Consider the following 12,680-nt stretch of genomic DNA (forward strand, 5'->3'; position numbering starts at 1 on the left):
CCCGGATGCCCGGCGGCGGGAGGAGAGCGCGTGGCCTGGTACGTAGTGCGGCGCCTGCTGCAAATGGTTCCGGTGTTCTTCGGCGCGACCCTGCTCATCTACTTCCTGATCTACAAGGTCTCCGGCGGCTCGGTCGCCGCGCTGGCCGGGGACCGTACTCTCACCCCCGCTCTGGAAGAGCAACTACGCGCCCGCTACCACCTGGACCGCTCCTTCTTCGTGCAGTACTTCTACTACCTGAAGGGCATTTTCACCTTCGATCTCGGCACCTCCTTCTCCGGCCGCTCGGTGAAAGACGAACTCGCCCGCGCTTTTCCGATCACCTTCCGCCTGGCGCTGCTGGCCCTGCTGTTCGAAGCGGTGTTCGGGATCCTTTTCGGCGCGCTGGCCGGGCTGCGCAAAGGTAAATGGTTCGATTCGGCCATGCTGGTACTGAGCCTGGTGGTGATCGCCGTCCCGGTTTTCGTGCTCGGTTTCCTCGCCCAGTTCCTGCTCGGTGTGAAATGGGGTATCGCGCCCGTCACGGTCGGTGCCGACGCGAGTTGGTCCCGGCTGGTGGTGCCGGCGCTCGTGCTCGGTGCGCTGTCGTTCGCCTACGTGCTCCGGCTGACCCGCAACGCGGTCGCGGAGAACCGCGACGCCGACTATGTGCGCACCGCCACGGCCAAGGGGTTGCCCCGGCGGCGGGTCGTCACCGTGCATATCCTGCGGAACTCGCTGATCCCGGTGGTCACCTTCCTCGGCGCGGATCTGGGCGCGCTGATGGGCGGGGCGATCGTCACGGAGGGCATCTTCAACATCCCCGGCGTCGGCGGCACCCTCTATCAGGCGGTGGTCCGTGGCGAAGCGCCGACGGTCGTCTCCTTCGTCACGGTGCTGATCGTGGTGTTCTTGCTGGCCAACCTCGTGGTGGATCTGCTGTACGCGGTACTCGACCCCCGGATCCGTTATGCCTGAACAGGAGTGCGGTCATGTCCGATGAGTTGCCCCGGCGGCGCGACCGGCAGCGCTGGGCCGCCGAACCGGACGCGGTGCCGGTGGAGGCCACCGACCGGGTGCGGGTCGCGGGCGCGCCGCGCGGTTTCTGGGGCCAGGCCTGGCGGCACCTGCGGCGTAACCCGCTGTTCTGGATTTCCGCGGCACTGATCCTGCTGGTACTGGTGGTCGCGGCGTTCCCCGGTGTGTTCACCGGCCAGGACCCGCGCTACTGCACGGTCGACAACAGTCTGCTGCCACCGAGTTCGGCGCACTGGTTCGGGTTCGATCTGCAGGGTTGCGATATCTACGCGCGCACCGTCTACGGGGCTCGGGCGTCGATCCTGACCGGGATCGGCGCGGCCGCCCTGTTCGTTCTGATCGGGGCCACCTTGGGCGCGCTGGCCGGGTACTACGGCGGGCTGCTCGATTCGGTGATCTCCCGCGTCTCGGAGATCGTCTACGCCATTCCGCTGATGCTCGCCGCCATCGTCCTCATGCAGCTGTCCACCGAGCGCACGATCTGGCTGGTGATCGTCACGCTGGCGGGATTCACCTGGCCGCAGGCCGCGCGGATCGCCCGCGGGTCGGTGATCGCGGCGAAGAACAGTGAATACGTACTGGCCGCCCGGGCTCTCGGCGTTTCTCGCCTGGGCATCCTCGTCCGCCACGTCCTGCCGAATTCGGTGGGTCCGATCATCGTGGTGACCGCCATCTGGCTCGGGGTTTTCATCGTGACCGAGGCGACCCTGTCGTTCCTCGGGGTCGGCCTGCCACCCACCGTGGTCTCCTGGGGCGCCGATATCGCGACCGGCCAGCAGCAGCTACGGGGTGGCTCGCTGATCCTGTTCTATCCGGCCACCGCGTTGGCGGTGACGGTACTCAGTTTCATCATGCTCGGTGACGCCCTCGGTGACGCCATCGATCCGAAAGCGCGGGGTGCGCGATGAGCGGCCGGCCGAGCGTCCACGCCGAGGTTGCGCCCGCGCCCGGTACCCGCACACTGGGCGAGCGGTGCTCGCGGCCGCTGGAGGGGACACGATCATGACCACCGCCGAAGAGCGCCCGCTCCTGGAAATTCGGGATCTGCGTATCGCTTTCGGGTCCGGCGCCGGACGGGTGGAGGCGGTGCGCGGCGTTGATCTCACCGTCTACCCCGGCGAGACGGTCGCGATCGTCGGCGAGAGCGGATCCGGTAAATCGACCACCGCGCACGCGGTACTCGGGCTGCTGCCGCCGGGCGGCCGGATCACCGGGGGAAGTATCCGCTTCGCGGGCACGGAATTGACCGATGCGCCCGAATCGCGGCTCGTCGCCCTGCGCGGTAACGAGATCGGTTTCGTACCCCAGGATCCGATGTCGAACCTCGATCCGGTCTACCGGATCGGTTTCCAGATCCGGGAGACCCTGGCCGCGAGCGGCGTCGCCCGGGGCCGGGCGGGCCGGGAGCGGACGGTCGAATTACTGCGCGCCGCCGGGATCCCCGACCCGGAGCACCGCGCCGGTCAGTACCCGCACGAATTGTCCGGCGGGTTGCGGCAGCGCGCCCTTATCGCCATGGCACTGTCCGCGCGGCCGGCGCTGCTGATCGCCGACGAACCCACCTCGGCGCTGGACGTCACGGTCCAGCGGCGCATTCTCGACCATATCGACGATCTCACCGGCGAATTCGGCACCGCCATGCTGCTCATCACCCATGATCTCGGGCTCGCCGCCGAACGCGCCGAGCACCTCGTGGTGCTGTATCAGGGCCGCGTCGTGGAATCGGGCCCGGCGCCGGAACTCCTCCGCGACCCGCGCCACGACTACACCCGCAAGCTGATCGAATCGGCGCCATCGCTGGCCGCCGGTCGGCGCGCCGGCCGCCCCCGCGACCACCGCGGCGACGAAAACGGCCGGGAGCCGATCCTGGTGGCCGACAAGCTCGCCAAACGGTACCGGGTCCGCGGTTCGGCTCCGTGGCGGTCGCGGGAGGTCACGGCCGCCGAGAACATCTCGTTCCGCCTGGACCGGGGCACCACCACCGCTCTGGTCGGCGAATCGGGTTCCGGAAAGTCCACGGTGGCTCAGCTCGTCCTGGGACTGCTCGAGCCCAGCTCTGGTTCGGTGCGCTTCGACGGTGCCGATATCAACCGGCTGAGCCGCCGGGAGCAGATCCGGTTCCGGCGCCGGGTGCAGCCGATCTTCCAGAACCCCTACGCGTCGCTCGACCCGAAGTACTCGATCCATCGGTGTATCGCCGAACCGCTCTACACCCACAAGCTGGGTTCTCGCGCCGAACGTGACGCCAAGGTCCGGGAGCTGCTGGATCAGGTCGCGCTGCCTGCTGCGATAGCCGACCGCTATCCAAACGAACTGTCCGGCGGGCAGCGCCAGCGCGTGGCCATCGCCCGGGCACTGGCTCTCGAACCCGAGTTGCTGGTCTGCGACGAGGCGGTATCGGCCCTCGACGTACTGGTTCAGGCCAATATCCTCGACCTGCTCGAGCGCCTGCAGCGCGACCTGGGTCTCACCTATCTGTTCATCACCCATGATCTGGCGGCGGTGCGCCAAATCGCGGACGACGTTCTGGTGATGCACGAGGGCCGCATCGTCGAGGCGGCGCCGACGGAGCACATCTTCGAAAACCCGCGCGAGGAGTACACCCGCGCCCTGCTCGCGGCCATTCCCGGCCGTGGCCTGGCTGTCGGCCGACCCTGACAGCGGGGTCGCGCGGGACTCACGTCCGCTTCGGGGGCCGAGCCGCGTAGCCTGCTACCCCGTGACCGATCCGCTCGCGCCCCTCACCGAACTGCCCGGCGTCCGCGCCGCGGCCGATAAGGCCCGCGACGCGCTGGCCGAGGTACACCGGCACAAAACGAATCGCCGCGGCTGGCCGGCCACCGCGGCCGAGGCCGCCGTCCGGGCGGCGCGTTCCTCCGCGGCACTCGACGGCGGCAGTACCGAACTACCTGCCGACGGGGCGGTGGCCGACCCGATCCTGGCCGGCGCGCTCCGCGTGGGCCAGGCGCTGGAAGGTGACGCGCTGCGCAACCTCGTGGGAATCTGGGAGCGGGCGCCGCTGCAGGCCTTGGCCCGGCTGCATCTACTCGCCGCCGCGGACCTGGTGGACGACGAAAGCGCGCTGGGCCGGCCACGCGCCGATGGTGGGGTAGCCGAGCGCCTGGACGTGCTGGCCCAGACCTTGCTGGCCAGTTCGGCCCCCGCGCCGGTCACCGCGGCAGTGGTGCACGGCGAGCTGCTGACCCTGAAACCGTTCGGGTCGGCGGACGGTCTGGTCGCACGGGCGGCGTCGCGGCTGGTCACCGTGTCGAGCGGGCTGGATCCGCACGCCCTCGGTGTGCCGGAGGTCTTCCTGCTGCGCCGCCGGCAGGCATACCTGGACGCAGCGGCGGGCTTCGGCGCCGGAACCGCCACCGGGGTCGGGAGCTGGGTGGTGTTCTGCTGCGGTGCCCTCGAAGACGGTGCCCGGGAAGCGATGTCGATAGCGGAGGCGGCGGCCGGCTGACCACCGTCGCGGTGAGCCGCCGATCCGTGTCGGCTCCCGCACACATCAAAGCGGGCGGCGTGGTCGTTGGACCTCACCGCCCGCGAGCACGGACTACCCGGTTACCATGCGTGCTGAAATGGGTTGTGTTCTCCGGCCTCGGCGTTCCTCCGGGCTCCGCAGCAGCTCATCCCCGCAGCTATGCGAGGCCATCGCCGGCAACGAACCGGATTTCGCAGGCCCACAACACTCCTGCCCTTGTCGCGGCGAGCTCCGCGTGGGTACCTGGTGTCCGTGCTGGGAAGGGTGGGTCGGGAGGCTGAGCCTTCTCTTCCGGCTGCGCCTTGGCCTTCCGTCCTTCCGTGCCTCCATTTTTACACTGTGAGTGCGCTCACATCAAGGCTTCGGGCAACATAACCGAACATTGGAAAACGGTCGCCAGGGATCGGAGTCATATGCTATAAGGCCAGGTGGGAGCTGTCTTCAGCGGCGGCGCAGCAGCCGGTAGGTGAGCGCGCCAGCGGCCAGCGCGCTGAGCCCGACCGCGATCCCGGTGGCCGTTGTTTTCGATGGTGCGCGAAACCGTGACCACAGCGAAACCGGGTTGGAGAAGATCAGGATCGGCCACCCCCGTGCTGTTGCCTCCCGCCGTAGATTCCGGTCCGGATTGACGGCCGTCGGGTGGCCGACCGCGGCCAGCATGGGCAGATCGGTGACCGAATCGGAATAGGCATAGCACCGCGACAGGTCGTAACCCTCTGTGGCGGCGAGCTTTTCGATGGCCGTTACCTTGCCTTCGCCGTAACAGTAGAAGTCGACCGCGCCGGTGTATTTCCCGTCCACGACCTCCATACGGGTCGCGGCGGTATGGGTCGCGCCGAGCGCCTCCGCGATCGGGGCCACCACCTCCTCCCCGGACGCCGAGACGATCACCACATCGTGCCCGCGGATCTTGTGATCGGCGATCAGATCCACTGCCTCCGCGTAGATCAGCGGATCCACCAGTTCGTGCAGCGTCTCGGCCACGATCGACTGGATCTGGGCGACATCCCAGCCGGCGACCATATTCGTCAGATTGGCGCGCATGCGCTCCATCTGATCGTGGTCGGCGCCCGCGAGCAGGAACATGAAATGGGCGTAGCTGCTCTCCAGTACCGCCCGCCGGTTGATCAGCCCCTGGGCGAAGAACGGTTTGCTGAACACGTAGGTGCTCGAACGGGCTATCACCGTCTTGTCCAGATCGAAGAACGCGGCGATGCGGCCGTGTGCGGGATGGCGATCGCCGGAAAGCGGTGTCGAATCAGCGGTGTCCGTCACCGGTTCAGGATAGGCAAACGTGTCAGGCGTGTCGGCGGCGCAGGGTGGTTGAGGCCGTTCTGACCTGTGGTTTTCCGCCGCCCGTGGCAGGTGGCGTGAGCTGCGGAACTTCTTTGTTTGGGGGGTTTCGGTGTAGTCGGGGGGTTGGGGTGTAGTTTGGCTGCCACCTGCACTTGTCCCCGGCGGTTCCCCCCCGCCCCCCGGGGGCCCACCCCGACGGCCCCAGCCTCCTCCCCCCCCGGCTGGGGCCGTCCTCTATTTCGGGGACGGCGGTCCGCTCCGGAAGTTGTCGGAAGTTGTCCACAGCCCGCGAGTTGTCCACAATCTCCGCTGCCGCCCGTCGCGGGCCCCTTTTCCCGGCCACGCTGGGTCCATGGACCACGAGGCGACCACCGCGGCGGAAACCGCGGAACCCGGTGTGCTGGTACTCATCCGGGATCATCGGCTGCGCGAGGAAGTGCTCCGCGTCGCGGCGGCCGCGGGCCGGCGCATCGAGGAAGCCGCTCCGCCGGCGGGGCGGCATGCATGGTCCGCCGCCCCACTCGTCGTGCTGGATACCCCTGCGGCGGTGGAATGTGCTGCCGTGGCGCCACCGCGGCGCAGCGGTGTGGTGACTGTCACCGATGGGGAGCCGGAACTCGCGGATTGGCAGGCGGCGGCGGTGATCGGCGCCGAGCGAGTGGTCGCGCTGCCCGCCGGGGCGGTCGGGCTCATCGAGAAATTCGCCGAATACGCCGAAAAACGGGCAGACGGGGGAGTCGTCATCGCGCTCGCGGGCGCGGGCGGCGGGGCGGGCGCCTCCACCCTCGCCGCGGCGATCGCGCTGCGTTCGGCCACGACCGGTTTCCGGCCGCATACGGTGCTGGTCGACGGCGTACCGCACGGCGGCGGGCTGGATCTCCTGCTCGGGATCGAGAGCACGCCGGGTCTGCGCTGGCCGGATCTCGTCATCGACGACGGCCGGGTGGCTGCCGCCGAACTTCACAACGCCCTGCCGGGTGCCGGAGCCGGGCTGTCGGTACTGTCGTGCGGCCGCGGCTCCGGTCGCACCAGCCCGATCGGCGCCGCCGCAGTGCACGCGGTGGTCGAAGCCACCCGTGGCGCCGGGGATCTCGTCGTCTGCGACATCTCCGGCGAACGAGGTCCCCATATCGACGGCATGCTCGACGCGGCCGATCTGGTCGTGCTGGTCGTACCCGCACGGTTGCGCGCGGTGGCCGCGGCCGAGGCGGTGGCGCACTGGATCGCGAACCGGAACCCGAACCAGGGCCTGGTGGTGCGCGGTCCCGCACCCGGTAACCTGCGCGGCCAGGAGATCGCTTCGGTCCTGCGGTTGCCGCTACTGGCTTCCGTGCGCGCCCAGCCCGGTCTCGCGGCCCGCCTCGAGCGCGGTGGCCTGCGGTTACGCCGCGGCCCACTGCGCACCGCCTGTGATGCGGTGCTTGCGGTGCTCACTCCGCCCGATGAACGGAGAGCCGGGTGACCGCCGAGGCGGGAGTCGTCACCGCCGAACTATTGGACCGGGTCCGCCGGCGGTTGGCCGGCGAATCCGCCGAACCTGAGCCGGCGCGGGTCGCGGCGGCCATCCGGGCCGAGGCGGGCGGAATGCTGGGAGATACCGATCTCCTGCGCGCCCTGCGCCTGCTGCAGACCGAACTCACCGGCGCCGGCCTTCTCGAACCGCTGCTGCACGATCCCGCGGTCGCCGATGTGCTGGTCACCGCGCCGGATGCGGTATGGGTCGATCGTGGCCGCGGGGTCGAGAAGACCTCGATAACGTTCCCCGACGAGGCCGCTGTGCGGCGGCTGGCCCAGCGTCTCGCGCTATCGGCCGGGCGCCGCCTCGACGACGCCCAGCCCTGGGTCGACGGCCGGCTCGCCGGGCGGGAGATGTTGCTGGGTAACAGCTTCGGAGTTCGCCTGCATGCCGTGCTCGCTCCGGTGTCGCTCGGCGGTACCTGCCTGTCGTTGCGGGTCCTGCGGCCGGCAACTCAGGGGCTGGATGCGCTGTGCCGGGCGGGAACCGTACCACCGGAAGCCGAAGCCCTGCTGCGCCGGATGATTCGGGCGCGGCTGGCTTTTCTGGTGGTCGGTGGTACCGGCGCGGGGAAGACCACGTTGCTCTCGGCGCTGCTCGCCGAGGTGGATCCGGCCGAGCGCATCGTCTGTGTGGAGGACGCCGCCGAACTCGCGCCGCCGCATCCCCATGTGGTCCGGCTGGTGGCTCGGCCGGCCAATATCGAAGGGGTCGGCGAGATCACCCTGCGCGATCTGGTGCGCCAGGCCCTGCGGATGCGCCCGGATCGCCTCGTGGTGGGTGAGGTGCGCGGCGCCGAGGTCATCGACCTGCTGACGGCGCTCAACACTGGCCACGACGGTGGCGCGGGAACCGTGCACGCCAATTCGCCCCGTGAGGTGCCGGCCCGGCTGGAAGCCCTCGCCGGTTCGGGTGGTATGGATCGTGCGGCTCTGCACAGTCAGCTCGCCGCGGCGGTGCAGGTGGTCCTCCATGTGCAGCGGCGTCCCGACGGCTCGCGTGAACTCCGGGAAATCGGCCTGGTGCGGCGGGGCAGCGACGGCTGGGTGGAGATCTGCCCGGCCTGGCGGGCCGGGGTGCCCGGGCCGGGCGCGCAGCAGCTGGCCGCCCTGTTCGAGGAACGGCTGGGCCGATGACTCTCTCCGGTCCGGTATCGCCGGTGGTCGTGGGGCTCGGCTGGGCGGCCCTGGGCCTGCTCCTGCTGCCTGCGCCCGGCGATCGGCGGCGGTTCACCCGGGTGTTCGGTGCGCGAGTGCCGCGCCGCGTGCCCGGGCGGTGGCTCGTTCGCGTCGCCGTGGGGCTCGCCTGTGTGGTGGCGCTGAGTCTGGGTAGCGGCGGCCTCATCGGCGCGGTGCTCGTCGCGGCGACCGCGACGGTACGACTACGCCGGTCGCGCCGGGCGCGGCGGCACAACACCGAATGCGGCTACTTGCTCGACGGGTTATCGGCCGTGATCGCGGAATTACGGGTGGGTGCGCATCCCAGTGCCGCCGCTGCCGTTGCCGCCCGCGAGACCTGCGGTATCGCGGCGCAGGCATTCGCGGTCGGTGCGGCGCGCAGCAGGCTGGGCGGCTCCGGCGCCGACGGACTGTTACGCCCCCACACGGTGATTGCCACCGAGCTCGCCCGGCTGGCGGACGCCTGGCGGGTCGCCGAACGGCACGGCCTCGCCTTGGCCGAACTACTCGCGGCGGCCCGGGCCGATCTGGCCGCCCGGATCAAATTCCGCAACCGCACCGAGGCGGCCCTGGCCGGAGCCCGCGCTACGGCCACGATCTTGGCGGTACTGCCGGTGCTCGGCATCGGTCTAGGACAGCTGATGGGTGCGCAACCATTGCGTGTACTTCTGTTCTCGTCGATCGGCACCTTTCTTCTTCCGCTCGGCGCCGGCCTGGCCTGTGCCGGGTTGCTATGGGCCGACGAGATAACTCGCCGGGTGGTACCGCGATGAGCGCCCCGCGCCGCGTCGCACCCGGCCGTGCCGGACGGACGGAGTCTGGTGCGTCTGTCCCGCGGCAACCGCGGGAGGGCCGATCGCCGATGTGTCCGGCACGTCCGCAAAGGCGGCGCTGATGACGACCGGCGCTGTTGGGCCCTATCTCCTGCTGGCCGTGGCGTTCCTGTTGTTCCCGGTGGGGGCGCCGGTGCTCGCACGATTGCGGACCGGGCCCCCATCCGAACGCGCGGCACGCGCAACGAAGGGCCCGCCCGACCCCGTGGCAATTGCGACGCTGTTCGACCTCCTGGCAGCCTGTTTGCGCGCGGGACTGCCGGCCGACGCCGCCGTGCGTGCCGTATTACCCACCTGTCCAGCGCCTTTGGCCGCGCTGTTGCGGCGAGCGGCCGATCTGCTCGCGATGGGCGCGGACCCGGCGACAGCCTGGGCGGTGACGCCGCCCGGTGCGGATACCGCGCCGGAGTTCGAGGCGCTGGCGCGTCTGGCGCGCCGGTCGGCTCGTTCCGGGTCTTCGCTGGCGGCCGCGGTCGGGGAACTGGCCGATGAGCACCGGGCGCTGGTGGAGGAAGCGGCCACCGCACGAGCCGAACGCGCCGGTGTACTGATCGGCGGCCCGCTGGGACTGTGTTTTCTCCCCGCGTTCGTTTGCCTGGGAATCGTGCCGGTGATCGTCGGCTTGGCGGGTCGGGTGCTGGGCGGCATCCTGCTGTGACCGCCGCGGTGGGGGAGGAAACCGAGATGTACCACGTACGGAACGGCCGAACGTGGTGAAGGAAAGGGGATACACCATGTCCGAAGTGATCGGGTGGGCACCGGTGCGGCGGGTCCGCGCGTTGGGCGGGGAACTGAACGCCCGGCTACTGCGCGCAGCAACCGGGGAGGACGGGATGAGCACGGTCGAATACTCAGTTATGAGATAGTCATCCCTATGGGTACGTCACCACTCCGGGCGCTAATCGTTATCCGGCTCAGCCGCGTCACGGACGCTACAACCTCACCAGAGCGGCAGTTGAACGACTGCCTTGCCCTCTGCAACCAGCGCGGATACGACGTTGTAGGTGTCGCAGAGGATCTAGACATCTCCGGCTCAACCAACCCGATGGACCGGCCGAATCTGGGCCGATGGCTACGCGGTGAGTATGTCGAGACGGCCGAACCCGGGCTTGAGAACCACCAGCCGACACCGTTTGACGTCATCGTGGTGTGGAGGGTTGACCGACTGGTGCGGTCGGTGCGGTACCTGCAAGAGGTGGTGAACCATGCACGGGACAACCGCCGGGTGATCGTGTCGGCCACAGAAGCGCACTTCGATATGACCTCAGCGTTCGCCGACCTCATGATTGCCATGGTCGGCATGGCAGCGCAGCTAGAGCTAGACGCAATCCGGGAACGCAACTCCGGCGCATTCCAGCACAATTACTCAGCCGGTAAGTGGAGGGGCGGGCAGCCGCCCTGGGGGTACCTACCCCGCAAGGACGACACTGGGGTGTGGAAGCTGTTCCCCGACCCCGTGCAAGTCGCTGTCATCCATGAGGTAGTAGAGCGGGTACTTGCCGGCGAACCTCTCAGAGCGGTAGCGGTTGACCTGACCAACAGGGCAGTGCCCACATCGCGGGACAGGTTCGCCGAGTATCAGGGGCGGCCCATCAAGGGCTATGCATGGGCACCGAGCCCGATGAAACGGGCTCTCGCATCACAAGCCATGCTCGGCTACGCGGTAGGACGCGAATACGAGGTGGACGACCTCACTGGGAAGCCCAAACGCAACGCCAGGGGACAGAAAATCTACGGCGCCGAACGGCCGGTGCGGAACTCGGACGGTTCCCCGGTGGTCCGGGCTACCCCGATTTTGTCCCGTGACGAGTACGAACAGGTCTGCAAGGCTCTTGAGGGCCGGGAACTCAAGGGCAAACCATCTGAGCGGGCGGAAAACCTACTTCTCGGCGTGATCAACTGCGGGGTGTGCGGTAAGCCCGCGTGGCGGCTAAAGGGTGGGCCGGGACGCAAGCCTAAGTACCGGTGTGCCTCGGCGCAGCACACCACCGGCCGGTGCGCCAACCGGTCGATTGATCTCGCTGCCGCTGATCGGTTGATTGAGTCACAGATCCTCGGCCTCCTCGGAGAGTCCGAACGGCTGGAACGCCGCTGGAACCCTGGCAGCGACAACCAAGCCGAACTGGACGAGTTGAACGCCCAGCTTGTAGACCTCACCGGCTTGTTGTCCTCCCCGGCGTATCGGTCGGGCACACCTCAGCGCCAAGCGCTGGACTCAAATATTCAGGCGTTGGCCGATCGGCAGGCTGAGCTTGAATCGGAGCCGCGTATACCGGCCGGATGGACCTACGTAGGCACCGGAGAGAGCTTCCGCTCCTGGTGGGAAGCTCAGGACACCACTACACGGAACAGTTGGCTACGCCGGATGAACGTGCGACTGTCGTTCACCATGTCGGCTATGACAAACGGCCGAAACCATCTCGACAGCGCCGAGGTGGATCTAGGCAACGTGCATGATCTGTTGGGACACCTCCGGCCGGTTGGCCTGGTCGAGACCATCCGGGAGACGATGGCCAGCGCTGAGGCCGCCGGGGTCCAGGGTATCGAAGTGCGCGGTTCTCAGATCACTTTGACCGGGCCAGACGGGCACACCTATGACCTAGACGAACTGCTCAGCAAGCTCGGAGGATAAAGCGGTACTCGACTCCAAGCGTGGACCGGCCCCTACTGGGAGCCGGTCTTTTGCTATTAGGCTGGTGAGCGCTGGTTGATCGCGTGACGGATCAAGCGCCGGGCAGCGTCACCGTAGGCGGCTTGCCTGGTAAGGGTGTCGAACATTTTGCGGTACAACCCGATTTCCCGGGGCTGTGTGATGGTCAGCTCTGCACTGACTGTCTCCACCAGGACAAGCCGGGTGTCGTACATGACGAATCCGTTTATCGCGGGAGCTTCGTATGTGGCCTGGTCCGGCAGGATACCGAGCACTACCCGGGGTAGAGACATCACGGTCAGCAGCCGGTCAAGTTGTCCCAGCATCACGGAGTCATCCCCGGCGGTCGTGCGTAGGGCTTGCTCACCGATCACGAACGAGAACCGGCGTTTACCCCGGTACAACACGTTTTGACGCTCGATTCGAGCCTCAACGCCTTCGTCTAAGTCGTCAGGGATGCCGTAGAACCCGATTACCTTCCGCAAGATCCACTCTATGTACCCCGGGGTCTGGAGTAGCCCCGGAACGATCAATGGTTCGAACCATGACGTCAGGGTGGTCTCATCCTCTGTATGCGCCAGCATCCGTTGGCGCCGTCGCGTACCGGTGCCGAGAACCCGCCGGAACTCCATGTAAGCCGCCTCGATGTTCCGAAGCGTGGCAATCAAGTCGGGTAGCTGGTTCTGGCTGTTGGTGTGGGTGC

Annotated in this window: 11 protein-coding genes; 9 read left to right on the forward strand and 2 right to left on the reverse strand. The window is 68.3% G+C overall.

What is annotated here, in order from left to right; genetic code table 11:
* Positions 1-30 precede the first annotated feature (30 nt).
* The 4 genes from QH276_RS13575 to QH276_RS13590 all read left to right on the forward strand — a co-directional run bounded on the left by QH276_RS13575 (position 31) and on the right by QH276_RS13590 (position 4,483).
* Positions 31-957 carry an ABC transporter permease gene (locus QH276_RS13575; protein ID WP_280402317.1) on the forward strand — a complete coding sequence of 309 codons (927 nt, stop codon included), beginning with the start codon at positions 31-33 and terminating at the stop codon, positions 955-957.
* 14 nt (positions 958-971) lie between these two features.
* Complete coding sequence (locus QH276_RS13580) at positions 972-1,925, forward strand: ABC transporter permease (protein ID WP_280402318.1); 954 nt, start codon at positions 972-974, stop codon at positions 1,923-1,925.
* Positions 1,926-2,019: 94 nt separating this feature from the next.
* Positions 2,020-3,675 carry an ABC transporter ATP-binding protein gene (locus QH276_RS13585; RefSeq protein WP_280402319.1) on the forward strand — a complete coding sequence of 552 codons (1,656 nt, stop codon included), beginning with the start codon at positions 2,020-2,022 and terminating at the stop codon, positions 3,673-3,675.
* 61 nt (positions 3,676-3,736) lie between these two features.
* Positions 3,737-4,483 carry an oxidoreductase gene (locus tag QH276_RS13590; RefSeq protein WP_280402320.1) on the forward strand — a complete coding sequence of 249 codons (747 nt, stop codon included), beginning with the start codon at positions 3,737-3,739 and terminating at the stop codon, positions 4,481-4,483.
* A gap of 462 nt (positions 4,484-4,945) precedes the next feature.
* Here the strand turns inward: QH276_RS13590 and QH276_RS13595 are convergent, their stop codons facing one another.
* Positions 4,946-5,779 carry an HAD family hydrolase gene (locus QH276_RS13595; protein WP_280406748.1) on the reverse strand — a complete coding sequence of 278 codons (834 nt, stop codon included), beginning with the start codon at positions 5,777-5,779 and terminating at the stop codon, positions 4,946-4,948.
* Between the two features lie 373 nt (positions 5,780-6,152).
* Between QH276_RS13595 and ssd the strand changes: the two genes are divergently transcribed.
* The 5 genes from ssd to QH276_RS13620 all read left to right on the forward strand — a co-directional run bounded on the left by ssd (position 6,153) and on the right by QH276_RS13620 (position 11,959).
* Entirely contained in the window at positions 6,153-7,262 is a 1,110-nt protein-coding gene (gene ssd / locus QH276_RS13600; protein WP_280397465.1) for a septum site-determining protein Ssd, read from the forward strand.
* Positions 7,259-8,452 (forward strand): TadA family conjugal transfer-associated ATPase, encoded by a 1,194-nt coding sequence (locus QH276_RS13605; protein WP_280397464.1) that lies wholly within the window; start codon positions 7,259-7,261, stop codon positions 8,450-8,452. Before ssd ends, QH276_RS13605 begins: the two co-directional genes overlap by 4 nt.
* Positions 8,449-9,267, forward strand: coding sequence for a type II secretion system F family protein (locus QH276_RS13610; RefSeq protein ID WP_280397463.1), 819 nt, complete (start codon positions 8,449-8,451; stop codon positions 9,265-9,267). Before QH276_RS13605 ends, QH276_RS13610 begins: the two co-directional genes overlap by 4 nt.
* A 121-nt stretch (positions 9,268-9,388) precedes the next feature.
* Positions 9,389-9,985 (forward strand): type II secretion system F family protein, encoded by a 597-nt coding sequence (locus QH276_RS13615; RefSeq protein WP_280397462.1) that lies wholly within the window; start codon positions 9,389-9,391, stop codon positions 9,983-9,985.
* 216 nt (positions 9,986-10,201) lie between these two features.
* Positions 10,202-11,959 (forward strand): recombinase family protein, encoded by a 1,758-nt coding sequence (locus QH276_RS13620; protein WP_280397452.1) that lies wholly within the window; start codon positions 10,202-10,204, stop codon positions 11,957-11,959.
* Positions 11,960-12,015: 56 nt separating this feature from the next.
* On the opposite strand, the gene QH276_RS13625 is transcribed toward QH276_RS13620, so the two are convergent.
* On the reverse strand, positions 12,016-12,680 hold a 665-nt coding region (locus QH276_RS13625; RefSeq protein ID WP_280406749.1), incomplete at its 5' end, for a DUF5753 domain-containing protein.

It is taken from the genome of Nocardia carnea, from assembly GCF_029869215.1.
Classification (GTDB): domain Bacteria; phylum Actinomycetota; class Actinomycetes; order Mycobacteriales; family Mycobacteriaceae; genus Nocardia; species Nocardia carnea_B.

What these genes read in the sequence shown, in the direction of transcription:
- QH276_RS13580 (WP_280402318.1), top strand. Translation starts at nt 972, where the DNA reads ATGTCCGATGAGTTGCCCCGGCGGCGCGACCGGCAGCGCTGGGCCGCC.
- QH276_RS13585 (WP_280402319.1), top strand. Translation starts at nt 2,020, where the DNA reads ATGACCACCGCCGAAGAGCGCCCGCTCCTGGAAATTCGGGATCTGCGT.
- ssd (WP_280397465.1), top strand. Translation starts at nt 6,153, where the DNA reads ATGGACCACGAGGCGACCACCGCGGCGGAAACCGCGGAACCCGGTGTG.
- QH276_RS13610 (WP_280397463.1), top strand. Translation starts at nt 8,449, where the DNA reads ATGACTCTCTCCGGTCCGGTATCGCCGGTGGTCGTGGGGCTCGGCTGG.
- QH276_RS13615 (WP_280397462.1), top strand. Translation starts at nt 9,389, where the DNA reads ATGACGACCGGCGCTGTTGGGCCCTATCTCCTGCTGGCCGTGGCGTTC.
- QH276_RS13620 (WP_280397452.1), top strand. Translation starts at nt 10,202, where the DNA reads ATGGGTACGTCACCACTCCGGGCGCTAATCGTTATCCGGCTCAGCCGC.